16 protein-coding genes (1 of these 16 running past the window's edge) are annotated in these 25669 nt (G+C 67.6%); 7 read left to right on the top strand and 9 right to left on the bottom strand.

What is annotated here, in order from left to right:
* Positions 1-61: 61 nt before the first annotated feature.
* The gene (locus tag MTBSS4_RS19215; RefSeq protein WP_173984977.1) at positions 62-571 is read right to left on the bottom strand and encodes a MarR family winged helix-turn-helix transcriptional regulator; all 510 of its coding nucleotides are present in this window, start codon (positions 569-571) and stop codon (positions 62-64) included.
* Positions 572-833: 262 nt separating this feature from the next.
* Here MTBSS4_RS19215 and MTBSS4_RS19210 point away from each other — a divergent pair, with 262 nt between their 5' ends.
* The 5 genes from MTBSS4_RS19210 to MTBSS4_RS19190 all read left to right on the top strand — a co-directional run bounded on the left by MTBSS4_RS19210 (position 834) and on the right by MTBSS4_RS19190 (position 3890).
* The gene (locus MTBSS4_RS19210; protein WP_173984976.1) at positions 834-1826 is read left to right on the top strand and encodes an NAD(P)H-dependent glycerol-3-phosphate dehydrogenase; all 993 of its coding nucleotides are present in this window, start codon (positions 834-836) and stop codon (positions 1824-1826) included.
* Between the two features lie 115 nt (positions 1827-1941).
* Positions 1942-2232, top strand: coding sequence for an integration host factor subunit beta (ihfB, locus tag MTBSS4_RS19205; protein ID WP_173984975.1), 291 nt, complete (start codon positions 1942-1944; stop codon positions 2230-2232).
* A complete protein-coding gene (locus MTBSS4_RS19200) occupies positions 2232-2525 on the top strand; it encodes a lipopolysaccharide assembly protein LapA domain-containing protein (RefSeq protein ID WP_173984974.1) in 294 nt (97 codons plus the stop codon). Before ihfB ends, MTBSS4_RS19200 begins: the two co-directional genes overlap by 1 nt.
* 1 nt (position 2526) lies before the next feature.
* A complete protein-coding gene (gene pyrF, locus MTBSS4_RS19195; RefSeq protein WP_173984973.1) occupies positions 2527-3240 on the top strand; it encodes an orotidine-5'-phosphate decarboxylase in 714 nt (237 codons plus the stop codon).
* A gap of 2 nt (positions 3241-3242) precedes the next feature.
* Positions 3243-3890, top strand: coding sequence for a phosphoribosylanthranilate isomerase (locus MTBSS4_RS19190; protein ID WP_173984972.1), 648 nt, complete (start codon positions 3243-3245; stop codon positions 3888-3890).
* Between the two features lie 9 nt (positions 3891-3899).
* On the opposite strand, the gene MTBSS4_RS19185 is transcribed toward MTBSS4_RS19190, so the two are convergent.
* The 5 genes from MTBSS4_RS19185 to MTBSS4_RS19165 all read right to left on the bottom strand — a co-directional run bounded on the left by MTBSS4_RS19185 (position 3900) and on the right by MTBSS4_RS19165 (position 7466).
* Complete coding sequence (locus MTBSS4_RS19185) at positions 3900-4262, bottom strand: helix-turn-helix domain-containing protein (RefSeq protein ID WP_173984971.1); 363 nt, start codon at positions 4260-4262, stop codon at positions 3900-3902.
* A complete protein-coding gene (locus MTBSS4_RS19180) occupies positions 4259-4843 on the bottom strand; it encodes a Smr/MutS family protein (protein ID WP_173984970.1) in 585 nt (194 codons plus the stop codon). Before MTBSS4_RS19180 ends, MTBSS4_RS19185 begins: the two co-directional genes overlap by 4 nt.
* The gene (locus tag MTBSS4_RS19175; protein WP_173984969.1) at positions 4840-5526 is read right to left on the bottom strand and encodes a hypothetical protein; all 687 of its coding nucleotides are present in this window, start codon (positions 5524-5526) and stop codon (positions 4840-4842) included. The genes MTBSS4_RS19180 and MTBSS4_RS19175 overlap by 4 nt, the downstream gene beginning before the upstream one ends.
* Before the next feature lie 85 nt (positions 5527-5611).
* Entirely contained in the window at positions 5612-6799 is a 1188-nt protein-coding gene (locus MTBSS4_RS19170; protein ID WP_173984968.1) for a murein transglycosylase A, read from the bottom strand.
* 4 nt (positions 6800-6803) lie between these two features.
* Positions 6804-7466 (bottom strand): Tim44/TimA family putative adaptor protein, encoded by a 663-nt coding sequence (locus MTBSS4_RS19165; protein ID WP_173984967.1) that lies wholly within the window; start codon positions 7464-7466, stop codon positions 6804-6806.
* Positions 7467-7544: 78 nt separating this feature from the next.
* On the opposite strand from MTBSS4_RS19165, the gene MTBSS4_RS19160 reads away from it, so the two are divergent.
* Positions 7545-8006 (top strand): FxsA family protein, encoded by a 462-nt coding sequence (locus MTBSS4_RS19160; RefSeq protein ID WP_173984966.1) that lies wholly within the window; start codon positions 7545-7547, stop codon positions 8004-8006.
* A gap of 18 nt (positions 8007-8024) precedes the next feature.
* Here MTBSS4_RS19160 and MTBSS4_RS19155 read toward each other — a convergent pair whose 3' ends face one another.
* A complete protein-coding gene (locus MTBSS4_RS19155; RefSeq protein WP_173984965.1) occupies positions 8025-8381 on the bottom strand; it encodes a PilZ domain-containing protein in 357 nt (118 codons plus the stop codon).
* Positions 8382-8509: 128 nt separating this feature from the next.
* Positions 8510-10063: an alginate export family protein gene (locus MTBSS4_RS19150; RefSeq protein WP_173984964.1), complete on the bottom strand. Its 1554-nt coding sequence runs from the start codon at positions 10061-10063 to the stop codon at positions 8510-8512.
* 330 nt (positions 10064-10393) lie between these two features.
* On the opposite strand from MTBSS4_RS19150, the gene MTBSS4_RS19145 reads away from it, so the two are divergent.
* Positions 10394-11770 (top strand): carbohydrate porin, encoded by a 1377-nt coding sequence (locus tag MTBSS4_RS19145; RefSeq protein WP_254432664.1) that lies wholly within the window; start codon positions 10394-10396, stop codon positions 11768-11770.
* Positions 11771-11835: 65 nt separating this feature from the next.
* Here MTBSS4_RS19145 and MTBSS4_RS19140 read toward each other — a convergent pair whose 3' ends face one another.
* Positions 11836-25669, bottom strand: the final stretch of a protein-coding gene (locus tag MTBSS4_RS19140; protein WP_173984963.1) for a LamG-like jellyroll fold domain-containing protein. 21389 nt of this gene lie beyond the right edge of the window; 13834 of the gene's 35223 nt are visible here — the last part of the coding sequence; its start codon lies off the right edge, out of view; its stop codon occupies positions 11836-11838.

Raw genomic sequence — 25669 nt, 5'->3', positions numbered from 1 at the left:
CTCGATAGTTAATATATAAACTAATTCGAGGTCGCATGGTAGCTTTATATGTAAAGCATATTCAGGCCGGTTCGCCGCCGCCGCCACGCCGTGCCGCCGGGGACGCGGCCACCGAGATTCTCAACTTGCCCAGCAATCCGTGCAGCTGGCGCAGTTCCTCCTCGCTCAGCCCGGCCATCACCGAGGAGATCCAGGCCTGATTGGCGGGCGCCATGTCGTCGAACAGCCGCCGCCCCTTGGGACTGAGGCGAACCCGCTGGACGCGGCGGTCGCCGCTGTCTTGCAGGCGCTCCACCAGCCCTTCTCCGGCCAGCCGGGCGATCAGGCCGGTGACGTTGCCGTTGGTGACCATCAGGCGATTGGACAATTCCCCCATGGTCATGCCGTCGGGGGCGCGGTAGAGCTGCGACAGCAGGTCGAAACGGGGCAGGGTCGAATCGAAGGATTCCCGCAGGTTGATGCGGACGACCGCCTCGATCTGCTTGACGGCGCTGAACAGGGCGAGCCACGCTCGAATTGGCAGCAGTCCTTCCTTTGTATTGCCGCCATCGGGATTTGAATTATCGATCATGTCCCACCCTCTGTAACGTATCTGTCCAGGAATAATCGGTCCTGAATAGGTGTTCAAGACCAATCATCGGGATGATCGGGGCCTGGATTTGTTGCCATGGTCAATATTGGACATGGTCAGCGACTTCCAGGACCTGCCTCCTTGCCGGAACGGGATGGCGATCATGGCCTCGCCATGGGCCATGCCGGGCGCCGGGGCAAGAGCCGCGCTTGCCCGCGCCGGTCCGACAGGGTAAACCGGACCGATCAGCAACGGGGGCGGCATGAACAGGATCGGCGTGGTCGGTGGGGGAGCCTGGGGCACGGCGCTGGCGCTGACGGCGCGCCGCGCCGGCCGCGACGTGGTGCTGTGGGCCCGCGAGGACGCGGTGATCCAGTCCATCAATACCGCTTGCGTCAACGCCGATTTCCTGCCCGGGGTGGCGCTGGACCCCGCCATCCGCGCTACCGCCGACCACGCCGAGGTCGCCGGGGCCGACGCCGTGCTGCTGGTGCCGCCGGCCCAGCATCTGCGCGCCACCTGCCGCGCCCTGGCGCCCCATTGGCGCAAAGGGGTTCCGGCGGTGATCTGCGCCAAGGGGATCGAGCTGTCCACCTCCGCCCTGATGGCCGAGGCGGTGGCCGCCGAACTGCCGGGCGCGGTGGTGGCGGTGCTGTCCGGCCCCACCTTCGCCATCGAGGTGGCGCGGGGATTGCCGACCGCCGTCACCCTGGCCTGCGCCGACGCCGGGCTGGGCGCGGCCCTGGTCAAGGCGCTGGGAACCGCCAGCTTCCGGCCCTATCTGTCCGACGACCTGACCGGCGCCCAGATCGGCGGCGCCGTCAAGAACGTGCTGGCCATCGCCTGCGGCATCGTCGAGGGCCGCGACCTGGGCGACAACGCCCGCGCCGCCCTGATCACCCGGGGGCTGGCCGAGATGACCCGCCTCGCCATGGCCAAGGGGGGGCGGCCGGAAACCCTGATGGGGCTGTCGGGCATGGGCGATCTGATCCTGACCGCCTCGTCGACCCAGTCGCGCAACTACTCGCTGGGCTTTGCCCTTGGCCAGGGGCGGAGCCTCGCCGACATCCTGGGCGAGCGCCGCTCGGTGACCGAGGGGGTCACCACCGCTGGCGCGGTGATGGAGATGACCGCCGTCCTGGGGGTGGAGATGCCGATCTGCGCCGCCGTCGACGCGGTGATCAACCATCACGTCGGCCTGGACGAGGCGATTCGGGCGCTGCTGTCGCGCCCCTTCCGCAACGAGGGGCTATGAGCGGGAATCAGGACTCGAAAAACCGTTCCTGGTCAAAGGCTTGGCTTGACGATAGCCCAAGGCTCGGTCATCCTTCCCCGATGAGCGGCGTCACTTTCCAAGGATGTTCAGACCCATGACCAAGTCGGAGCTGATCGCCCGTCTGGCCGAGCGCAATCCACACCTCTACCAGCGGGACGTTGAACGCATCGTCACCACCATTTTCGACGAGATCGCCGGCGCCCTGGCTCGTGGCGACCGGGTCGAGCTGCGCGGTTTCGGCGCCTTCTCGGTCAAGACGCGGCTGCCGCGCCAGGGCCGCAATCCCCGCACCGGCGAGACCGTGAGCGTCGAGGGCAAGGCCATACCGTTCTTCAAGACCGGCAAGCAATTGCGCGAGAAGCTCAATATCGACGGTAAGGACTGATGAGGGTCCTGGCCTGGCTTGTCGGCCTGCCCCTGGCCGCGGTGGCGGCGGTGTTCGCCGTCGCCAACCGGCAGGAGATCCGGCTCGACCTGTGGCCGTTGCCCGTCGGCCTGGAGATACCCGCCTATCTGGCCGTGCTGGGGCCGCTGGCGGCGGGGTTGCTGGCCGGCGCCCTGCTGGTGTGGCTGACCGCCGTGCCGGGCCGCCTGCGCGCCGGCCGCGACCGGCGCCGCGCCGCCAGCCTCGAACGGCGGCTGGCCGCCACCCGGATTTCCCCTCCCGTTCAGGACTGACATGCCCGCTTCCAATCCCGTCTTCGTCGCCCTCGACACCACCGAATCCGAAACCGCCGCCGCCCTGGCCGGCCGCCTGGCCGGTCTGGTGGGCGGGTTCAAGCTCGGCCTCGAATATTTCGTCGCCAACGGCCCCGCCGGCCTGCGGGCGGTGTCCAGCCTGGGCATGCCGCTGTTCGTCGATCTCAAGCTGCACGACATTCCCAATACCGTCGCCGCCGCCATGCGCGGCGTGGCGCGGCTGAACGCCGCCATCACCACCATCCACGCCTCGGGCGGGGCCGCCATGATCCGCGCCGCCGCTGACGCCGCCCGGGACGAGGCCGCCCGGCTGGGGGTGGCGCCGCCGGCGGTGGTGGCCGTCACCATCCTGACCAGCCTGGATCAGGCCGCCGCCGAGGCGGTGGGCTTCCACGGACCGGTGTCGGATCAGGTCAGGCGCCTTGCCGCCCTGGCGCAGGATTCGGGCGCCGACGGCATCGTCTGTTCGCCGCTGGAGGCCGATGCGGTGCGCGCCCAGTGCGGCCCCTCGTTCAAGCTGGTGATTCCCGGAATCCGCCCGGCCTGGAGCGAGGCCGGCGACCAGAAGCGCTTCCTGACGCCGGCCGAGGCCCGCGCCAAGGGCGCCGACGTGCTGGTGATCGGCCGCCCCATCACCGGCGCCGCCGATCCGGCCGAGGCCGCCCGGCGGATCAACCGGGAACTGGGACTGTGACCATGACGGCGCATGTCGAGATCAAGATCTGCGGCATCACCGACGACGAATCCATGGATGCCGCCATCGAGGCCGGCGCCGATTATATCGGTCTGGTGTTCTACCCCCCCAGCCCGCGGGCGGTCTCGGCCGAGCGGGCCGCCGAACTGGTGGAGTTCACCCCCGGCGAGGTGACCAAGGTGGGCCTGTTCGTCGATCCCAACAACGCCACCCTGGACGGGGTGCTGACCCAGGTGCGGCTGGATCTGCTGCAACTGCACGGCGGCGAGACGCCCGAGCGCATCGAGGCCATCCGCCTGGAATACGGCCTGCCGGTCATGAAGGTGATTCAGGTGGCCGAGGCGGCCGATCTGGCGGCAGCCGAACCGTTCCTCGCCGTTTCCGACCGGCTGCTGTTCGACGCCCGGCCGCCCAGGGGCGCGGTCCTGCCCGGCGGCAACGCCGTCAGTTTCGACTGGACCATCCTCAAGGGACGCAGCTGGGGGCTGCCGTGGATGCTGGCCGGCGGCCTTACCCCGGACAACGTGGCCGATGCCGTGCGCATTTCCGGCGCCCGGGCGGTGGATGTCTCGTCCGGGGTCGAAAGCGCCCCCGGCGTCAAGGACCCCGAGCGGATCCGGGCCTTCATCCGTGCCGCGCGGGGGGAATAGGGGGCGGCGTCACTCCGTCCGGGCCGGCCGCAGGATGGCCAGCAGCCGCTCCACCTGCTCGTCGGGCATGGCGCGCAGCCCCTGGCCCAGCCGGTTGGCCAGCTCGGTCCGGGCCGGCGACAGCCCCGAGGTGTCCAGGGTGACCTTGGGATGGGACAGCTCGGCAAGGCGCTTCAACTCCTCGGCCTCGTCCCAGATGCAGTCCAGATAGCCGCAGATTTGCATGACCAGCCCGGGGGCGGGCTTGCCGCGATGGCCGTGTTCCAGTGCCGACAGATAGGCGGCGGAAATGTTCAGGTCGGCCGCCATCCGGGTCAGCTGGATGCCCTTGGCGTCGCGCAATTCCCTGATCCTGGCGCCGAACGGAGTCATGGGCGCTGCCGTCGCAGCAAGACGTAAAGGGCGCCGTCGCCGCCATGGTGGGGACGGGCGTGGGAAAACCCCAGGATGCGCTCGCGCAGGGGGCTCTGGTTCAGCCAGCGCGGCACCTGGCCCTTCAGTATTCCGGCGCCCTTGATCCCCTTGCCGGTGACCACCAGGACACAGCGGCGACCCGCCGCCCAATTGCGCTGGATGAAGGCGATCAGCTCGGCATGGGCGATGTCCTGGCCGTGCCCGTGCAGGTCCAGGCTGGCCTCGATGGTCATTTCGCCGCGCTTCATGCGGTCGGCGGAGCGGCGGTCGAGGCCGGGGGCATGGCCATGGCTCAGCTCGGTCTGGGCGGCCCGCGGGCGGGGCGGATGCGGCGTGGCCGAGGGACGGGCAGGCGGCGGGCCGGGGGGAGGCGGCGGCGACGGCACGGTCTCCGGCGGCACGCTGTCGGGTTCGGGCGGCACCGTCCGGCCGGGCAGCGGATTGGCGTCCCGGATCACCGCCCGCCAGATCTGAATCTCGTCGGGGGTGACCGTCCGGCGGCGCGGCTGGCGCGGTTCGACCAGACGCGGCCGGCTCATGGCCGTGGCGGTGGGGGGACCACCTCGTCGCGGGGGGCCGGGTCGTCGATGGATTCCCAATGGGTGCGGGGCGCGGCCGATTCCACCGGGTCCGGCTGAAGGGAATCGGCCATGGGCTCGGCCTGGGGGACCGGTTCCGGCTCCGGTTCCGGCTCGGGCCGGGGGGGGGCGGCCCTGCTGACCGCAGGGGCGTTGGCCAGGGGCTCGGGACGCTGGGTTTCGCCCTCGCCGAGATTGCGGCGGATGAACTTGCGCCAGTCGCCCCTGGGGGCCAGGCAGGGGGGTTCGTTGCCGTTCCGCATCACCAGGGCGACGCCGCCCAGCTGCCACAGCGCCTGGAACTGGGCGACATTGTCGGTCAGGTAGGCGAGGGCGCGGATCTTCAGCCGCCAGGCGACGTAGTATTTGTTGCCGAACAGATGGGCCAGCACGCACAGGGTCATCACCACGATGCCGATGGCGATGCCGGCGGCCAGCAAGATGATCAGCGCCAGGGTCATCAGCAGGGTCAGCGGCAGCAGGTGGTCCCAGTGCTGATGTACCGGCGAGCCCGGAAAATCCAGGATGCGGGGGTCGGTGAACACCTGAACGCGGCCGGCCGCGAGTCCGCCGCGCAACTGGTCGTGCAGCAGTTCGTCCTCGCGGACCTTGCGATCGCGCCATTCGCTCAGCAACCGGCTCATCGGCCCCCGTCCATTCCGATTCAGCGTTCCGATCCGGTGCGAAGGATGACCAAGCGGGGGCGGCTTGGCAAGAGGCGGGTGCGGCTCAGCGTCCGGCCATGCGCGGACTGCGCGCCTTGGGCAGCAGCAGGGTCAGCCGGCCGGCGCTCTTCATGCGGCCGGCCTGATCGAAGGCGGCTTCACCCGCGCCCCAGAACACGTCGCCGCGCACCGGCCCCTTGATGGCGGCGCCGGTATCCTGGGCCATCATCAGGCGGTTCAGCGCCTGCCCCCGGGGATCGGTGGTCTCGACCCAGACCGGCGCGCCCAGCGGAATGTAGCGCGGGTCCACCGCCAGCGACCGTTCCGGGGTCAGCGCCACCCCCTCGGTGCCCAGCGGCCCGTCGCCGGCGTTGACGGCGTAGAAGATGTAGCGGGGGTTTCTGGCCAGCATGGCGCGGCCCTCGCCGGGATTGGCCTTGAGCCAGGCGCGGATGGCGGGCATGGAGCCATCCGTGCCCAGCTTGCCCGATTCCTTCAGCAGCTTGCCGATGCCGACGAATTTGTGGCCGTTGCTGCCGGCGACGCCGAGGCGGATCTGGCTGCCGTCCTCCAGCCGGACCCTTCCGGAGCCTTGAATCTGCATGATGGCGAAATCGGTGACGTCGTCGGTCCAGGCCATCACCGGCGCCTTGGCGTCGATGGCGCCGGCCTCGATCTCGGCGCGGGTGGCGTAGGGCAGCAGCCGCGAGCCGTCCAGCCGCCCCACCAGTTGCTCGCCGGCCAGATCGGGGCGGAACCGGCCCAGATCCGCCGTCACCAGATCGACCGGCCTGCCGTGGATGGGAACCGTGAAGCGGCCCTGACGATGGCGCGATCCCTTGATCTCGGGTTCGAAATAGCCGGTGAACAATCCGTCGGGCTTGCCGTCGGCCAGCACCTGCCAGGGCGAAAACCAGGTTTCGAACATGAGGCGGGCGGCCTGATGGTCGCCGGCTGGCACGCGGGCGGCGGCGGCGCAGGGGGCGTACCAGTCGGCGGCGGTGCCGCCGATGCCGTCGAAGCCGATGGAACGGTCGACGGGCAGCTTGGTGATGCGGTCGCAGGATTTCCGCATGGCCGGCAGCACGGCGGCGACGGACTCGCCGGCCCATCCCGCCAGTTGCCCGAAGCCGAGGGGAACAAGCTCCATGCGCCCGGTGACGGCGGGCGGTCCCGGCGGCGGCGGCGCGACCGGGGCGCAGGCGGCGGCGAGCAGCAACAGCGCCGCCGGAGCAAGGCCGCGGCGGAGCATGGGCTCAGTCCTCCGGGATATGGGTGGCGGACAAGGCCCAGTTGGGATCGGCGGAGCGGGTGTCGCGACGGAAGGTCCAGTCGTCGACGACCTCGATCACCCGTTCGGCGCTGCCCTCGACCACCACCCCCTCGGCATTGCGAAGGGCGTTGATCTGTTCGCTGACGATGCGCAGGGTCAGGATGGCGAAACTGCCGTCCAGCCGGGCCTCCACCGGCTCGACCGACCGGATGCCGATCAATTCGGTGGTCAGAACCTCGCCATTGCGCTGGCGGGCGTCGATGGCGTCGGCGAACTGGCGGAACACCTCGGGCGTCAGCAGCGGTTGCAGGGCGGCCTTGTCTCCGGCGGCGAAAGCTCCGACGATGAATTCGAAGGCGGCGCGGGCGCCGCCCAGGAAACCGTCCAGGTCGAATGCGCGGTCGGCGGCGCGGATGGCGGCGAGGCCCATGCCCACCGGCGAGGTCGGCGGCGGTTCCGAGGCCGAACGCCGCGCCGTCGCCAGATCGATCACCGTGGCGCCGGTGGCGGCTTCGGGCGGGGTCCACTGTTCCGGCGGCCGTTCGGTTCCGGTCCGGCGGCCCAGCACGCTTCTAAGCCGTAAAACCAGGAAGGCGGCGACCATGGCGAAAAAAACGATGTCGAGGATGTGGAAACCGTCGTTCATGAACCTCGTCCGGAGTAGGCTGACACGGGAATGTCGGCTCAGTTCAAGAGATAAGGCGAGTGGAGGGAAAGAGCAAGCATGGGTTGGCTGATCATTGCGGGTCTGGTTGCGGTTCCGGTGGTGGAAATCATGGCGTGGATCAGGCTGGCCGAGCTGATCGGCGGCTGGTGGACGCTGATCGTGTCGGTCGCCGCCGTCATGGCCGGACTGGCGATTCTGCGCCGGCAGGGGCTGGCGATGCTTCTGGACGCCCGCGCCCGGCTGGAACTGGGCGAGACGCCGGTGCGGGCGGCCTTCGACGGATTGTGCCTGGCCGTCGCCGGCGTCCTGCTGGCGGTGCCCGGCCTGGTGACCGATTGCGTCGCGCTGCCGCTGCTGCTGCCGCCGGTGCGGGGCGTCCTGTTCCGCCGGTTCGGCGGCCGGATGACCGTGGTCGGCGCCGCGTCCCGTCCGGCGGGCGGCGATGCCGACAGTTCCCGTCCGATGGTGATCGACGCCGAGTATGAAATCATCGATCCCGACCGCCCCGACCGCGCGTGAGAGCCGGCGTGGCGGCATTCAGGACGGGGTGTTGATCCGCGCCAGCTGAATCTTGAACCGGCCGGTCATCAGGCTGACCACCTCGTCCAGCGACAGGTGCTGGTAGAACCGGCAGCCGGCCAGTCCGTCCTTGGCCCAGATGGCGGAAGCGGCGAAGGTGGAGTTGGCGTTGTTGACGACGTTGATGTCGCGGGGCAGCGGCGACAGCGCCGCCATCGCCGATTCGACCTGTTCGAAGCGAAGCTTGAAGCCGCCGCGCGAGGCGTCGATCATGAAGGCCCGCGACTGGGCGTCGCCGATCAGGATCGTTCCGTCATTGCCGCAATTGTGGCGCTGCCACGAGCGCGAGCCCTGATCCGTGAAAGCCTGTGTCACTTGCCACGCCGCCTTCGACAATCATCCCTACTCCAAAGGTAGGGTGTGGGAAGGCCGCTGTCCAGAGCCGTTCGCGGGTGACGGGGCCAGCCCTTCCCCGGATGGGGGAAGGACCGGCCCCGAACCGGTCAGAACTTGACGACCACCGAGGTCTCGCCCAGCAGCCAGGTGCGGTCGGCCGGCCAGCCGGCGGCATTGGCGTTGAGCACCTGGCGGTAGCCGCTGCCGATGCGGGCGGCTCCGAACGCCGCCACCAGGGTGACGTGATCGTTGACCGCCCATTCGGCGGCGAAGTCGATCTCGCGCGCCAGGTTGTCGGAGGTGACGCCGGCGGTCTGCTCCTTGGCGTCGTAGTTGTAGGTGAAGCCGAGGACGCTCAGCTTGACGTTGTCCAGCGGATTGACCGAAAGGGTCAGCTGGTGGATGTTCACGTTGCTGTTGGCGATGACGTAATTGCCGATGATCTCGCCGATAAACCAGGTGCCGAAGCCGCGGGTGACGGCGTTGTAGAAGAAGGGATCATAGGCCTTCTTGGTGGTGTCGGTGGGGTCCTTGTCGCCGCTGAAATGGGCGTAACGGTAGGACAGCTTCGGTGTCCACGGCAGTTCGGACAACTGGTAGCCCGGCTCGATGTACCAGGCGTTGGCCTCGACCTTGCGGTTGGCCTTGCCGTTGTGCTGGTAGACGTAATTGCCGTACAGCGAGAAATCGGGCAGGAACGGCAGCATGTTGCCGCCGACATGGGCCGAAAACACGTTCATGCCGTCGCGATTGGACGAGATGGTGTTGGTGACCGAGGCGTTGCCGCCGTTGCCGGGGCTGTTGAAGCCGAGATTGCCGGCGCTGTTGGCGTCGAGGACGGTGAAATAGGTCAGGCCGGCATACCATTTGCGGTCGCCATAGGTGCGGGCGCCGTCCTTGGCCGCTCCGCCGGGTTCGGCGGCGACGCTTTCGAACAGTTCGACGTTGCCGCCGAACACCTTGGTCCGGGCGCTGTCGAACAGGCCGTCCGGCATCTTGCCGTTGGCGGATTCATTTTGCAGATAGAACAGGTCGCCGCGCACCGGCCCGTGGGCGGCGCGGACGATGCCGGTCTGCGAGAAGGCGGTACGCGACTGGGTCCACCAGCCGCCGCGCTTGCCCTGGTTGCTGACGCCGTTGCTGATCAGGAAGCCGTCGGCGATGCGGAAGCTCTGGCGGCCGCCCGAGATGTCGATGGCGTTCTCGTCGAGGCCGGAGAACAGCTTGGCCGACCGCCACCCGGCGTACAGGTTCTCGATATCGACCAGCACCGGATGGCCGTAGGTGGTGGAAATCAGACTGGGGTCGCCGTCGCCGCCGGTGGCGGTGACCTGGCCGCTGACATTGCCGTAGAAGGTTCCGAAGCCCTCGCTGGCGTAGGAGGCCTTCAGTTCCGGATGGATGAACCATTCCGACCAGACCGGCCGGCCGGAAATGCGCTTGCCGGTGGCGCCCTGGTTGTTGGTGAACGAGCCGACCCCGAACTGGGCGCCGGGGGAGACGAAGCCGGTCAGGCCGGCGGTCAGGGCGCCGTCGACCTTGAGGCCGCCCTGCTCGAACAGTGACACGTCGGCCCGGGCCGGCATGGCGGCCGCGCCCAGAACCGCGGACAGGATGGCGCCCGAGATCAGGCAGCGGGGCCGAAGACCAATTCCAACCATCGTAAATTCCCCTCTCGCAACCGCCTCGGCTAAATGTTATGTTATAACACTTGCTTCGGCTTGTTATGGTGCATCGCACGCGACATGCCGGGGAGAAAAGCAACCACCGTGCCAACCAGATCGTATTGATTCATCTTGGAATTTTTCTCAGCCTGATCGGAGGTTGCGCATTTTGTAGACGATGTCGCCAAAACAGCCTAAAATTTTGGCATATAGGTCGATGAGCATGTGAGAATTATTATCAATGACCCTTGACAGGCCGGTCGAAAACCCGTTACCTCCAGCCTCAGATTTGAGGATAATTCGCAGTCACATCCGAAGGGGATCAGCATGACAACTCAAGGACGCGGCGCGCTGGCGCCGCTTCTGCTCGCCGGGCTGCTTCTGGCGCCGTCGGCGGGGCGGGCCGAAGAGGCCGGCCAGGGATTCTGGGAGCGCGAGCAACTGACCGGCGATTGGGGCGGCCTGCGCACCAGCCTCGCCGACCGGGGCATCGAACTGACCGCCACCTATACCGCCGAGACCATGCGCACCATGAGCGGCGGCATCCGCAAGCGCACCATCGCCGCCGGGCTGCTCCAGGGCGACCTGGACATCGACCTTGAGAAGGCGGTCGGCTGGCAGGGTGGCAAGATCCACGCCACCGGCTTCCACATCCAGGGCCGTCAGCTGACCGCCAATTTTATCGGCGGCCTGATCCCGGTCAGCAGCATCGAGGCGGCCCCCTCGACCCGTCTGTTCTCGCTGTGGATGGAACAGAGCCTGCTGGACGACAAGGTCTCGGTCCGCTTCGGCAGCGTGCCGATGCAAGAAGAGTTCTACACCAGCACCTACGCCGCCTACATGGTCAACAGCGCCTTTGGCTGGCCGGCCATCTATGCCGCCAACCTGCCCTCGGGCGGCGGCGGCTATCCGCTGTCCAACGCCGGCGTGCGCCTCAAGGTGCAGCCCACCGAGGAAATCGCCCTGATGGCGGCCGTGTTCAGCGGCAACGTCGCCCCCGGAACCAATGTGGGCGGTGACGCCCAGAAGCGCAATCGCAGCGGTCTCGACTTCACCGTCGACCAGCCGCCGGTGTGGTTCGGCGAGGCCAGCTATTCCATCAATCAGGACAAGGAATCCAAGGGCCTGCCCGCCACCTTCAAGCTGGGCGGCTTCTACTACAACGGCCGCGCCACCGATCAGCATTACGACGAGGACGGGCTGTCGCTGGGCAGCGCCGCCTCCAGCGGCAACGCCCGTACCCATCACGGCAACTGGGCCGTCTACGGCATTGTCGACCACATGCTGTGGAAGCGTTCCGGCACCGTCGACAGCGGCCTCGGCGCCTTCTTCCGCACCACCGCCATGCCGGAGGACCGCAACCAGATGTCGTTCTGGTTCGACACCGGCCTGACCCTGAAGGGCACGTTCGAGAGTCGCGACGACGACGTCGCCGCCATCGCCTTCGCCTATGGCGGGATGAGCGACGAACTGGCCGCCCGCGACGCCGACGCCCGCCGTTTCGGCACCGCCAACGCGCCTGATCACGATTACGAGGCGGTGGTCGAGCTGATGTACAGCTATCAGGTGACACCGTGGTGGACCCTGGTCGGCGACGCCCAGTACCTGTTCAATCCGGGTGGCAGCGCCACCCTGCCCGACAATGGCGCCAAGGCCATTCCCGACGCCACCGTGCTGGGCCTCAGGACCGTCTTCAAGCTGTAGCCGGAAAGCCGTCACGGCGGAAAAATGAAAGGCCCGGAGCCGACGGCTCCGGGCCTTTCTTCCTGTCAGCTTACATGGGTGTCGCTGCTGACCAGCACCTGGGTGTCGTTCTTGCTGTACTGGGTGTAACTGTCCTGCTGGCCGTTGACCACCAGCTCCACCTGTCCCACCGCCTGCCAGCCGTTGTCGGCGAAGCTGACCGAGCCGCTGTCGGCGCCGATCACCACGAGCTGGTTGGCCTGGCCGGTGACGGCGTTGACGCCATTGGTCATGGACAGGATGTGGGCCAGGTCGAGGATGGCGCTGCCGTTGCCGGCGCGGCTGAGGTCCAGCACGTCGAAATTCTGCAAGGCGTTGGTCTGCAACTGGGTCATGTCGAACGCCTTGTTGAGGTCGGCGCTTTCCCACCACAACTGATTGCCGCCGCCCGAGCCGCCGTTGAGGAAGTGGAAGTCGTCGTCGCCGATTCCGACCACGTTGTTGCCGCCCTTGCCGATGAACACATCGTTGCCGCCGCCCAGATGGGCGACGTTGCCGCTGCCGGTGGCGATGACGTAGCTGTCGGTGATGCCGGTGTCGGAATACGAGGCGTTCGAGGTCATCACCGTGGCGGTTTGCGCCGTCAGCGTCAGGCCGGTATTGCTGAACACCGGGTCCAGCAGCCAGCCGCCGGCGCTGTTGTCCAGGCCGGTGATGGAATCGAACGCCCCGTCGTAGGACCCCCAGTTCAGCGCCAGGACCGGAAGGTCCGGCCGGGCCGAGGCCGAGACGTGCAGGACGCCGTCCAGGGTCAGGTTGCCGTCTACCCATAGCTGGTCGCTGGCTCCCGAACCGATGCCGGTGGGGCAGACGTCCAGGACGACGTGCGATTCGCCGCTCAGGATCAGGTCGCCGCTCACATGCAAGGTGCCGGCGATTCCGGCGGCGCCGGGGGTGATGTAGCCGTGATTGACGAAGGTGGCGTTGGTCACGTCGATGGTGCCGTTGCCCTGGATGTTGCCGTGGCTGTCGAACAGGGCGGCGGTGGACGGCGACGATCCCGCCACCGTCAGGGCGGCCCCCGTCCCCGATCCTCCCAGGATCAGCCGGCCATGGTTGTCGAAGTCGGCGACCGTCAGTTCCAGGGTGCGGTCCACCTGGAAGATGGCGTTGTTGTCGAGGCTGGCGGCATTGATGAAGTTGTGGCCCGCTTCGGCGCCGGACGACAGCAAGACGCCGTGATTGTCGAGAGCGCCGAGGACGTTGACGCCCGACCACGAATAGGAATTGCCGGAATGCAGGTTGAGGGTTCCCTGATTGGCGAATCCGTGCTCGAACACCACCGTCGAATCTGAATCGATCTCGTGGCCGATGAACAGCACGGTGGCGGCCGCGTTCTGGTAGGCGGCGCCGAAATAATTGTCGGCGCCGCGGATGGCGATGGTGCCGCCGGTCTGCGACACCGTGCCCGCGCCGGTCAGGGTGCCGCCGGACAGGCTGATCAGGCCGCCGGACGTCATCAGGCCGCCGGCCGCCAGTTCGACGCTGCCGCCGGACTCGACCGACAGCAGCGACGCCGCGTTGATCGAGGCCCCCACGTCGATGGTGACGCTTCCGCCGCTTACCGACAGGGTGGACGAGGTCAGGGACAGGCCGCCGACGGCATCGTTGCCGGCGCTGTGCCACAGGGTCGCGTTGTCCAGCGCCGCCAGTCCGAGGGGATCGGCCGCCAGCGGGTTCGATTCGAAGGCGTAGGCGGTCTGGTGTCCGTACACCTCGACCCGCTCGGTGTGCTGAAGCGTCCGGGTGCCGTCGCTGGCGCTCCAGGTGAAGCTGTCGATTCCGGTGAAATTGGCGTCGCTGGCGGCATAGCTGTAGGCGCCGGTCGTGGAATTCAGGGTCAGGACGCCGTGGCTGGGGCCGCTGATGGTGCCGAAGGTCAGGGGCGCGCCCTCGGGGTCCAGCACCGTGAAGGTTCCGGTGACGGCGGCGCCGTCGATGGCCGCCGCCAGCGCGGCCGAGGTCGCGACCGGCGTGCGGTCGGCGACGGTGATCGGCAGGGCGGTCTCGGTCACCAGGGTGTGGCCGGCGCCATCGGCGGAAATGTTCCATACCTTGACGGCGAGGTTGTCGCCGCCGCCGCCGTTCCAATAGGGATCGGCGGCGTAGGTGGCGGTGGCCAGGGCGGCGTTGATCCGGTCCAGGGTGCCGGTGACCACGATGGCCGACGAGCCGTTGACGGTTCCCGACCCGAAGGTCAGCCCGCCGGTGGCGGCCAGGGTGATGATGCCGTGTCCGGCGTCCAGCTCCAGCTGGTATTTCTGATAGCCGACGTCGCCGATGTCGTCGGTGACGGTCAGGCCAAGGACCTGGGCGCCGCAGCAATCGGTGGTGTAGGACGTAGCGCCGCTGATCTGCGGCGCCTGATGCACCTGGCGCACCAGGACGCCGATGGTGGCGTAGGTCAGGTTGCCGCTGCCGTCGTTGATGCCGATCATGAAGCTGTCGCTGCCGGCGAAATTGTCGTTGGGCGTATAGGCGTAGGCCAGGCTGGCGCCGCTGCCGGTGATGACGACGGTGCCGTTGTTCGCCTGCTGGGCGACGGCGGCGGTCATGGCGGCGTCGGGATCGCCGTCGATGGCCAGCAGGCCGCCACGCACCATGGTTCCCTCGCGGGTGGTGACGGTGTCGGCGTAGACCAGCGGCTTGACGCCCGACATGCTGACGCTGGTGCCGGTTCCGGCGGCGGTTCCGGTGGTGTCGGGGGCGGTTCCGGCCGACAGGTCGTCAAGGCGCCAGTTGCCGGCCAGGCCGTATTCGTCGCCGGACAGGCGGGTGTTCATGTAGCTCATGATGTCGGACTGGCTGCGGGCGTGGTTCCAGACCCGCACATCCGAGATCATGCCGGAGAAATAATCCGAGGAACTGGCGTCGACGACACGGGCGCCGATCGCCAGGGCGCTGGCGGTGGCCAGTTCGCCCATGCCGGCGGCGGTGTAGGTCGCCGCCACGCCGCCGTTGATCCACAAGGTGAAGGTGTCGCCGGAACCGGTGACCGCCACATGGCTCCACTGGCCGACGCTCAGCGCGCTTGCCGCCTTGAGGTAATAGTCCGAACCGCCGGTGTTCCAGAGGGTCTGCCCCAGTCCGTCGTTGGCCTGGAAGAACAGGCTGCCGTCCTTGACGCCAAGGCGGAATTCATGCCCGGCGGTCTCCTTGGACAGCAGCGTCGCCTCGCCGCTGGCGGATGCGAGGTTGACCCACGCCTCCAGCGTGAAATCGCCGCTGCCCAGGCTGGCGATGTCGCCGGTGTCGGGGACCGTGATCTTCGACGATGTTCCGTTGAACGACGTCGCCCGGCCGCCGACATTGACGAATTGCGGCACGGTCGAGTCATAGGCGGTTCCGCTGCCCAGGACCAGATGACGGCCGGCCCCGGACGAATCCGGGACAAAGGGATGGGCCACGCCCTGGCTGGCGTTCAGGACACGGTCCATCGACCACTGGGCCAGCAGGTGGTCGGCGTCCTCCAGGTCGCGGCGGCGGTAATCGTCGGCGATCTCGGCGGCGCTGCGCACGTCGTTGAAGATGCGGATCTCGTCCAGCTGGCCGGCGAAGAAATTCCCGCCGAACGCCTGGCCGATGGTCAGTGGACCGGTGCCGTTGAAGTCGCCGGCCATGGCCTGGCGCGCCACCTCGACGCCGTTCTTATACAAGACCGCCTGGTTGGTGGCGGCGTCGTAGCTGCCGGCCCAGTGCACCCAGGTGTTCAGATTGGGCGATGCGTCGGTATAGGTGATGGCGTCGCCCCAGAAATCCATCTTGAAGGTGTTGGAATTGACCTGATAGCCGATATGCAGGGACTGATCCAGGCTGGCCGAGGTTCCCTGGCCGATCAGCATCTCGTCGGCGTCGGTCCGGGTGCGGTTGGCCCATATCTCGAAGGTGAAGGACGTGTTGGCCAGAGAGATGGCGCTGCTCTGGGCATACTGGCTGGTGCCGTTGAACTGCAACGTCGCGCCGGCGGCGCCGATGCCGACCGGCTCGACCGGGCTTCCGACCTCGATGGCGATGGCTTTCTTGGTGATGGAGCCGCCGGCGCCGATGGCCTCGACGATGACGCTGTCGATGCCGTGCCAGTCGGCGTCCGGCACATAGACGAAGCTGCCGTCGCCCTGGATGGTGATGGTGCCGTGGGCGGTGTCGAACGCCGTGCCGGCGCTGCCGCCGGCCGGCGCCCAGGCGATGGCCCCCATGGACGATTCCGCCGCCAGAACGCCGTGATAGGGCGCGCCGAAATCGGCGTGGATCACCTGCTCGTAAATGGGCGAGCCGGTGGAAACCGGGGTCAGGGTACCGGTGACGGTACCGTTGTGGGGCGTTGCGGAGGAATCCGTCACCGAGACTCCGTCGACCGCGTCCAGGTGCCAATTACCCACCAGATCGGGAACGCTGCCCAGTTGCCGGCCCATGGCGTCCTCAATCTGGGCGGCGGTGCGAACCGTATCCCACACCCGGAGATCGGCCAGATCGCCGACGAAGGGATTCGCCCCCGGGGCGCCGGCATTCCAGCCGCTGCCGACGGCGGCATGGCCGGTCAGGTCGATGGAGGTTCCCAAGGTGCCGATGCCACTGGTCTGGCCATCGATGACGATCTGGTAATCGCCGGTGGCGCCGGTGACGCTGACCGCCACATGGTGCCACAGTCCGTCATTGACCACATCGTTGGAGGCAAGTGCCCCGGTCCCCGAGAACCCGGAGCCGATGCCGATCCGGCCATCGGCGAGGATCTGGATGGCCGCGCCCTGACCGGAGGCGGGTTCGCCATTGGCGTTGAACACCTGCCCCCGGATGGCGGCGGCGCTGGTGTCGCCGCCACTCAGGCTGTAATCCTGCCACGTCACCACGAAACCGCCGTTGGTAAGCCCGGTAACGCTTGGGATATTCTGGATTCCGGATGTCGTGGTGTTGACCAGGAACTCTCCGCCGATCTTGGTGCCGCTGGCATTGAAGACCTGTCCCCGGATGGCGGCGTCGCTGCCGTCGCCGCCGGTCTGGCTGTAATCTTCCCACGTCACCACGAAACCGCCGTTCGCCAGTCCCGACACACTGGCTGCATCCTGAGCGCCGGAAGTGGTGGTGTTGACCTGGAACTCGTTCCCGATCTTAGTGCCGCCGGCTGCGAACACCTGGCCGCGCACAGCATAGTCGCTGGTATCGCTACCGGTCTGGCTGAAATCTTCCCACGTCACCACGAAACCACCACCGGCCAAGTTCGATACGCTGGGAGCCAATTGGCCATTAAGAGTCGTGGTATTGACCAGGAATTCGCCGCCAGACTTTGCGCCACTGGAATCGAATATCTGCCCACGCACGGCATTGCCGCTGGTATCGCCGCCGGTCGCGCTGGCGTCAAACCAAGTCACCACGAATCCACCACCGTCAATCGCCGCCGTACTGGGGGCGTACTGCCCTCCAGTAGTCGTGGTATTGACCAGGAATTCGCCGCCGGTCTTGGCGCCGCTGGAATCGAACAGCTGTCCGCGCACGGCATAGCTGCTGGCGTCACCGCCACTCTGGCTGTAGTCCCGCCACGTCGCCACGAAGCCGCCGCCATCAAGCCCCGTCACGCTGGACTGGTCCTGGGCATTGTCGACCGTGGTGTTGACCAGGAATTCGCTGCCGGTCTTGGTGCCGCTGGCATTGAACATCTGCCCGCGCACGGCATAGAGGCTGGTGTCGCCGCCGCTGAAACTGCTGTCCGTCCACGTCACCACGAAGCCGCCGCCATCCAGCTTCGCGACGCTGGGCTCTTCCTGGTGCGACGCGGTCGTGGTGTTGACCACGAATTCGCCGCCGCTTTTGGCGCCGCTGGCCGTGAACAATTGTCCGCGGATGGCGTAGCTGCTGGTGTCGTCGCCGCTCTGGCTGAAATCCCGCCACGTCGCCACGAAGCCGCCACCATCAAGCCCCGTTACGCTTGGCTGATCCTGGATGCTGGCTGTCGTTGTATTGACCAGGAACTCGCTGGAGGCAGAGCCATTGCCGGCGACATAGAGATTCTGCGCCTGCCCGGTGGCGGAGGTCCGCACCCAGGTCTCGAAGGTGAAGTCGTGGACCCCCTGGGGAACGGTGGTGTTGCCCAGGTCAATGACAGTACCGCTGGCGAGATGCATGGCCGCGCTGGGTGGTTCGACGATGCGCGGCCCGCCATTATCGATGACGGTCACGGTCCCGATGATGGTGCCGTTGTGAGGAACCGACGCCACATCCACCACGGCGGTGCCGCCAACGATCTCGTTCATCTGCCAATTGCCCAGCAACGATCCCTCGGAGCCGGTCAACTGGGTGTTCATGCTGCCCTGAATCTCGGCAGCGGTGCGGATCGAGCCCCATATGCGGGTATCAGCGATATCACCCACGAACGTGTAGGCAGTGCCGTCGTAGGAGGTGCCGATGCGGGCCACGCCGGCGGTGAGGTCGTAGGTAAATGGTATGGAGCCGGTGCCGTCGGCGATGCCGTCGACGTAGAAGCTGACGGCGCCGTTACTGGCGATGGAGGCCGTGACCAGATGCCAATTTCCGTCGGCGACCACGGCATTGCCCTGTACATCGCCCCAACCGGACATCTCCACCCCCAGCTTGCCGGTGGGGCCGACAAACAGGGCGAGTCCGTTATGAGAGGCTCCGGAGCCGACGGCCATGATGGCCTTGTTGCTGCCGAGTGTCTCGCACCTGATCCAGGCTTCCATGGTCAACGGCCCGGTGCTCAGGCCGAGATTGTTCCCGATGTTGACCGAGGCCGAGCCGTCGAAATGCAGCGCCTTGTTCAACGGCGACGAGGTGTTGGGAGCAAGCCCGGTGGACAGATCGACGTCGTAGTTGCCGGACTGGTCCTCGAAGATGTTGCCGCCGTAATCCTGGCCGTTCAACTGGGCGATCAGGCCGTTGTCGTAATCGATCCGTTCATGGGCGGAATCGGCGATCTCGAAGGCGGTGCGGCCGCGATCCCATACCCGGATCTCGTCCATCATGCCGGTGAAGCTGCCGCCCAGCGTCAGGCTGCCGGCCGGCAGCAGCGAGGTGATGCCGGCGATGGTGTCGGCCGCCATCTGCTGCCCGTCGACGAACAGGGCGAACTCGCTGCCGTGGCGGGTGACCGCCACATGCGCCCACTGGCCGGCGGTCAGCGCCGCCGGGGCCTGCACGGTGGAGGTGACGCTATTGTCGGTGACGGTGAAGGAAAGCTTGCCAGCCACCAGCGACAGCGACAGGGCCTCGCCGCCGCTGCCCTTGGAGACCAGGGTCTGGGCGCCCGCGATAGTGACCGGATTGATCCAGGCCTCGATGGTGAAGTCACCCTGTCCCAGGAGCGCCATGGCCCCGGTATTGGCGATGGCGGCGGTCTGGCCGGCCTTGAAGGCCAGTACGGCATCCTGCTGGCGCGCTCCCAGGATGTCGGTGGTGTCGCGCACTGTCAGCATCACCTCTTTGGTGGTGTCGCCGCGTCCGTCATTGACCTTCAGCACGAATTTATCGGGGCCGACATAGCCGGCATTCGGCGTATAGGCAAAGCTGCCGTCGGCATTGAGCGCGATGGCGCCATGCTCCGGATTGGTCGCCACCGAATAGGTCAACGCGGCGCCGCTGTCGTCGGTCGCCAGCAGGGTGCCGTGATAGGGCTGGTTCCTGTCGATCTCCAGGATGCTGTCGCCGAGATACAGCGTGCCCGCGACAGCCGCCACCGTGGCCCCGTCCAGGGTCAGGACATGGTTGTTGCCCGATGCGTCGGCCACGCCGTCGCCGGTCCACGACGCCACGAGGTCGTGGTCGGCGATGTCGGCGCGGTACATGTTTTCCGCGATATCCTCGGGGTCGCGGCTGTCGTTCCACAGCCTGACGCCGGCGATCTGGCCCTGGAAGCTGGTGGCGTTGTCGATGCCGGTGCCGCCGCTGCCGGCGCGGGCCCCCAGAAGCAGGTCGTAATCGTTGGCGAGGTTGAGGTCCGGACCCTGGACCACCCCCACCGGCTGGCCGTTGACGGTCAGCATGTACATGTCGTTCCAGCGGCTGACCGAGACGTGGGTCCACAGGCTGGCGGTCAGGGCCACGTTGCCGAACACCATGTCGGTGCCGGCGACGCTCAGGACCGGAATGCCCTCGTCCAGCCTCAGGCTGAAGCCCGGCTGGGTGGCGCCGACCGCGTCCTTGCTGACGATGACGTGCTCGCCGGTGATGCTGGTCGGCCTGACCCAGGCCTCGATGCAGAAATCGCCCCGGCCCAGGTCGAAGATGTCGCCGGCATTGGCCGCCTGATCGCCGGCGAAGGTGAGGGCGGTTTTCACGATCCCGCCGCCGGTAAGGTCGCCATGATCGGCCGTCACCCAGGCGGGGGTGCCGGAATAGGTCCCATTCTGCGCCGTACCCGCCAGATCGTAGGCGGTGGCGCCGCCGCCCTCGTCCAGCTTCCAATAGCCCACCAGCCCAGCCTCCTGGCCGGTCAGCTGGGTATTCATGTTGCGCTCGACGGCGCCGCTGGTCAGGGCGACGTTCCACACCCGCACATCGGCGATGTCGCCGGTGAACGGATTGGGCGTGCCGCTATCAAGACAGCTGCCGATGCGGCCGGCGCCATTGGTGATGTTCAGCGCCGGCTCGGCGGAGGCGAGCATCGTGTCCAGCGCGCCGTCCACGTAGACGCGGGCGTCCTGCCCCACCATGGTCACCACCACATGGTGCCACATCCCGTCATTGATGACGGCGGTGGAGGTGACGATCTGGGTACCCAGATGGTTCATCAGGGCGAGCTGGCCGTCATCGACGATCATCGAGACGCCGCCGGTGGCGGAACTGGTGTCGCCCAGCGACAAGATGGTGCCGGTTCCGACCATGGTGGTGCGGACCCAGGCCTCGTAGGTGACGGGGCCGGTGCCGCTGGCCAGGCCACCGGCGATGTCCACCGCCTGGCCGGTGTCGAAGCGGGCCGCCCGCAGCGGCGGCTGCCCGATATGGGCCGAGGACGACAGGGTCAGGTCGCTCCAGGAATTGCCGGCCAGATTCTCGGCGGTCGAGCCGGGCTGGTCGAAGCTCCAGTGCCCAACCAGTCCGGTGGCCGGGATGTCGCCGCCGCCGGCGATCTCGTCCGGGTTCAGCGTCCGGTTCCACAGCTTGACATTGTCGAACATCGCCGACAGCGAGGTGGCGCTGGTCTCCGGACCGATCAGCAGCTTGCCCGCGTCGGTCAGCATGTCGGCGGTGACGCCGGTGGTCGAGCCGCCGACCAGCCGGCCGTTCAGGTAGAGGTTGGCGCCGGCGCCGTCGAAGGTGACGGTGACGCGGTTCCAGTCCTGGTATTCGAACTCGGCGGAAGCGACGCTGGTCGCGCCCAGCCGGAGGCTGATATAGCCGTCGTTGTTGGCGGTGACCTCCAGATCGGCGACGCCGTTGTAATTGGCCAGGGCCACCAGCCGCTGCGTTCCCGAAACCGCGCCGGACAGCGAGACGTCGAATTCGATGCTGGCCTGATTGGCGCTGAAGTCGCGGCTGTCCAGCCGGGCGAGCGCCGCCTGTCCGGCTCCGTCGGCGAACAGAACCCCGGTGGCGGAGGCGACGCCGTGCACCACGGTGGAATCGGTGACGGTGACGGCGATGGTCCGCTCGGCGCTCAGGGTGCCGTCGGTGACCCGCAGGGTGAAGCTGTCGCCGCCGACATAGCCGGCGGTCGGGGTGTAGGCGTAGGTGCCGTCCGGATTGACGGTCAGGCTGCCGTGCAGCGGATCGCCGCCGGTCGCCATCGAGAAGGTCAGCGTGTCGCCGTCCAGGTCGAACGCCACCGCCCGGCCGTTGAGGGTGGTGCCCTCGCGCAGGGTCGGTTCGGTCAACGCGCCGGACGGCGCGCCGTCGGCGATCATGGTGATGCCGGACAGGCCGACGCCGATGGCGGACGGCGTGGTCCGGACAAGGCCGCCGGCCTCGACCACCCAATTGTACAGCAGGCCGGGCTCGTCGCCGATCATGTCGCGGTTCATGCCGCCGGAAATCTCGGCTCCGGTCCGGATGTCGTTCCATATCCGCACGTCGCCCAGATCGCCGGTGAAGCGCAGCGACAGGTTCTGGGCGGAACCGATGTCCAGTTCCTTGCCGGTCACCGCCAGGGTGCCGAGGCTGCCGCCGCCGCCGGGAGTGGTGGCCTGGGCGACGCCGTCGACATAGATGACGGCGGTCTTGCCGACGGAGTCGAAGCTGTAGGCGACGTGGTGCCACTGGCCGTCGGCCACCGGGGTGGAGGTGTCCCAGGTCTGGTAATCGCCGGCGCCGGTCTGCACCTGCACCCTCAGCGTGCCGCCGGACATCAGGTACAGGCTGGCGCCGCCATCCGTCGCCGGGTCGTGGGTGCCGATGATCTGCGCCTGCGAGGCGCCGCTGCCGGTCCGTATCCAGGTTTCGACGGTGTGGTCGGCGAAGCTGACCACGCTGGTCGTGGCCAGTTGGCTCGACCCGTTGAAATGCATCGCCTCGACCGGCGGGGCCAGGGTGGCGGCTCCGCCCGACAGGGTCAGCGGATGGCGGCCGGTCAGGTCGGCGACCATGCCGCCGCCGGCGGCGTCGAAAGTCCAGGCCGCGACCAGTCCGGGCTCGTCTCCGGTCGGCGAGACGCCCGCCTGCGCGGCCATTTCCAGCGGGGTTCTTTCCGTCGACCACACCCGCACATTGTCGATCATGCCGTTCAGGGTCTCGATGGCGGAGCCGTCGGCGGGGCCGCCGATGGAGATCCGGTCCACATTCATCAGACTGATGGGGAAGGCGTCGACGTGGCCGTATCCCTGCCCATCGACGACGATGGTGGCGACTCCGGTCTCGATCGAGACGGAAACGGAGACGTGATGCCAGCCATCGGGCGACAGGGTGGCGGTGCTGACCTGGGAGGTATTGCCCTCCTGGACGTAAATATGGCCGCTGGCATTCACCCCGATGATCATCTTGTCGGTCGGCGACTGGGTCGACGACAGGCTGATCAGTTGCTGGGTCACGTTGGCGACGTTGAGGTTGACGTCGAACTCGAACGTGGCCGCGACGCTCGGGAACAGGCTGCTGGGCATCGCCGCCGTGGCTCCGGCGACGCCGCCGTTCATGACCAGCGCTCCGCCGCGGGCGCTCACGCCGTGGAGGAGCGGGGCGTCGTTGACGTCGAGCGGAATTAGGTCGGCCACCGCCGGCGCGGAATAATGGGTGCCGTCGAACACCTTGTAGGTGATCCGGTCGGCGCCGTCGAAGCCGAAATCGGGGGTATAGACGAAGGCGCCGGTGCTGGGGTTGAGGGTGATGGTTCCGTGGGTCGGCTGATCGACGATGACATAGGTCAGGCTGCCCGATTCGGGATCGAATCCGGTCAGTTGGCCGTTGCCGCCGGCATCCAGCGTTGGGGTGACCGGCGCCCGGTCCGACACCTCGGGGGTGTATCCGGTCGCGGTGGTGCCGTGAAGCTGGCTGGGGGTGAGGTCGGCGACGATGGAACCGCTTTGTTCGTCCAGGCGCCAGTAACCGGCCAGATCGGTTTCGAATCCGCTCAGGCGGCCGGTCATGCCGGCCGTGATCTCGGCCTCGGTGCGGACGTCGTGCCATATCCGCACCTCGTCGACCAGGCCGCGATAGAACGAACTGCCGGCCGGCGACTGGCCGATGTGGAGGTTGCTCATGGTCGCGGGCAGCGAGCCGGCGGCGAAGCTGGCCGGGTCGGCGGCGACGCCGTCCACGTAGACCATCGCGACGCCGGTGGCGGCGTTCAGCGACAGCGCCACATGATGCCAGGCGTCATTGCCGAAGACGATGGAGCTTTCGGCCAGTTCGACCCCGTTGACCACCGGCACCAGGGTGAAGGACTCGGCGTCTGGCCCTTCCTTGACCAGCAGGCCGTAATCCATGGACAGGGTGCTCATGCCCTTGGCGAACAGGGTCCGGGCGCCGGGCGATTCGGTCCAGTCCGGCTTGATCCAGGCTTCCAGCGTTACCGAATCGGTGAAGGCCAGCCGGTTGTTGGGATCGGCGACGATGATCGACGACGGCGACGTGCCGTCGAAATAGCGGGCGTGGCCGGCGCCGTTGCCGGCCACCGGCGCCTGGTCGACGGCGTCGATACCGATGGTGACCGAGGCGGCGGCGGTCGTCGTCTGGCCGTCGGAGACCGTCACCGAGAAGAAATCGCCGGGGTGATAGGAACTGCCGTCGCTGAAATACTTCAGCCCCGCCATGCCGCCGCCGCCATTGTTGACGTCGGCCTGGGTGAAGGTCGATCCCACCGACAGCACGGCGCCGTTGACCATCAGGGCGCCATGGGCCGGCAGGGCGGTGATGGTGTAGACCAGCTGGCTGGCCGGCATGCCGTTGGCGGTATTGGCGTCGGTGGCGTTCAGCTGTCCGGCGCCGATGGCGGTGATGGCGCCCTGGTCGGCGGTCAGCGCACCGGTGGAGATCACCGGCGCCTCGTTGGTGCCGGCATAGATGCTGAGCGAGAAACTGCCGCTGCCGGTGCCGCCGATGCCGTCCGACAGCGAGGCCATGAACATGTCGGTTCCGGCATAGCCCGCGTCGGCGGCGAACTTCACCAATCCCTGGTTGATCTGGGCCTGGGTGAAGGTGCCGTTGACGCCCAGCGACGCGCCCGACAGGGTCAGGGTGCCGTGATCGACCGTGTCGGTCAGGGTGTAGACGATGGTGGAATCGTCCACCGGCAGCGTTTCCAAGGCCTTCAGATAGGCCGCGCCGATGCTCAGGGTGCCGCCCTGCGACACATGGGGGATGATGGTGCCGGGGATGGTCAGGCTGTGATAGGGATAGACGGCGACATTGATGGTCTCGGTATCGCTGCCGCCATGCCTGTCGGTGACGGTGACCGAAAAGCTGTCGCTGCCCTGGTAGCCGGCATTGGCCTGATAGTTGAAGGTCCCCGTCATCGAATCGATGGTGACGGTGCCATGGGCGGTCAGGGTGCCGCCGCCCAGCGAATAGGTCAGGATGTCGCCCGTGACGATGTCGGCGTCGGTGGCGACGACATGACCGGACCGGACCATGCCGGGTTCGGCGTTCAACAGCAGGCTCGGCGTCATCTGGGCGCCGTGGGTGACGCCCGACAGGACCGGGGCGTCGTTGACCGGAGTGACGGCCAGGGTGGCGTTGGCGGTCAGGGTGCTGTAGGCGCCGTAAACCGGGTCGGCGGCGGTCAGGTCGACGGTGGAACCGCTGGCGGCGTTGTCCGAGCGGTCCCAGGCGCGGAACATGAGTCCGACGTTGCCGCTGAAATCGGAATCGGGCACGAACCGCACCCTGGCGGCGGCGTCCAGGACCCGCGCCGCCGTGCCGGACACCATGCCCATGTCGGCCCAGGTGGCGCCGCCGTCGGTGCTGTATTCCCAATCGCCATGGGTGTCGTCGGCCCAGGTGATGGCGGCGCCCAGGACGGTTCCGACATTGGCGTCGCTGCCGTGGCCGGCCAGCAGGGCCGAGACCAGGGTGCCGGCATTGCCGGCGCCATCGCCGCTATCCTCGGCGATGGGAGACAGCGGCGAATTGGTCATGGAAATGTTGTCGATGGCGAACGTGCCGCTTTCGCCCCAGAACTGAACGCCGTTCCACAGGGTCGGGTTGGTCGCCGTCGAGGACACCCAATCCAGATGGGCGTCGAGGCCCTGCAAGCCGGTGATGGGGGTCCATGGCCCTGAATTGCTGAGATCGCGGTAGGACAGGCTGACGGTTCCCTGGCCGCCGTTGGCGCCGGTGTCCAGGTCGATGTGGAAGCGCAGCCACTGGCCGGGCGGGGTGAAGGCGATGGTGGTCGGGGTTCCGTCGGCGGCGAACAGGGTCAGGCTGCTGCCCTGGGGGTTCAGGAACAGGCCGATGGCCTGCTCGCCCACGTTGGGGGTCTCG

The organism is Magnetospirillum sp. SS-4 (genome assembly GCF_902729425.1).
Taxonomy (GTDB): domain Bacteria; phylum Pseudomonadota; class Alphaproteobacteria; order Rhodospirillales; family Magnetospirillaceae; genus Phaeospirillum.
This window is presented reverse-complemented; position numbering and strand designations above follow the sequence as displayed.

What these genes read in the sequence shown, in the direction of transcription:
- MTBSS4_RS19215 (WP_173984977.1), bottom strand. Translation starts at nt 571, where the DNA reads ATGATCGATAATTCAAATCCCGATGGCGGCAATACAAAGGAAGGACTG.
- MTBSS4_RS19210 (WP_173984976.1), top strand. Translation starts at nt 834, where the DNA reads ATGAACAGGATCGGCGTGGTCGGTGGGGGAGCCTGGGGCACGGCGCTG.
- ihfB (WP_173984975.1), top strand. Translation starts at nt 1,942, where the DNA reads ATGACCAAGTCGGAGCTGATCGCCCGTCTGGCCGAGCGCAATCCACAC.
- MTBSS4_RS19200 (WP_173984974.1), top strand. Translation starts at nt 2,232, where the DNA reads ATGAGGGTCCTGGCCTGGCTTGTCGGCCTGCCCCTGGCCGCGGTGGCG.
- pyrF (WP_173984973.1), top strand. Translation starts at nt 2,527, where the DNA reads ATGCCCGCTTCCAATCCCGTCTTCGTCGCCCTCGACACCACCGAATCC.
- MTBSS4_RS19190 (WP_173984972.1), top strand. Translation starts at nt 3,243, where the DNA reads ATGACGGCGCATGTCGAGATCAAGATCTGCGGCATCACCGACGACGAA.
- MTBSS4_RS19185 (WP_173984971.1), bottom strand. Translation starts at nt 4,262, where the DNA reads ATGACTCCGTTCGGCGCCAGGATCAGGGAATTGCGCGACGCCAAGGGC.
- MTBSS4_RS19180 (WP_173984970.1), bottom strand. Translation starts at nt 4,843, where the DNA reads ATGAGCCGGCCGCGTCTGGTCGAACCGCGCCAGCCGCGCCGCCGGACG.
- MTBSS4_RS19175 (WP_173984969.1), bottom strand. Translation starts at nt 5,526, where the DNA reads ATGAGCCGGTTGCTGAGCGAATGGCGCGATCGCAAGGTCCGCGAGGAC.
- MTBSS4_RS19170 (WP_173984968.1), bottom strand. Translation starts at nt 6,799, where the DNA reads ATGCTCCGCCGCGGCCTTGCTCCGGCGGCGCTGTTGCTGCTCGCCGCC.
- MTBSS4_RS19165 (WP_173984967.1), bottom strand. Translation starts at nt 7,466, where the DNA reads ATGAACGACGGTTTCCACATCCTCGACATCGTTTTTTTCGCCATGGTC.
- MTBSS4_RS19160 (WP_173984966.1), top strand. Translation starts at nt 7,545, where the DNA reads ATGGGTTGGCTGATCATTGCGGGTCTGGTTGCGGTTCCGGTGGTGGAA.
- MTBSS4_RS19150 (WP_173984964.1), bottom strand. Translation starts at nt 10,063, where the DNA reads ATGGTTGGAATTGGTCTTCGGCCCCGCTGCCTGATCTCGGGCGCCATC.
- MTBSS4_RS19145 (WP_254432664.1), top strand. Translation starts at nt 10,394, where the DNA reads ATGACAACTCAAGGACGCGGCGCGCTGGCGCCGCTTCTGCTCGCCGGG.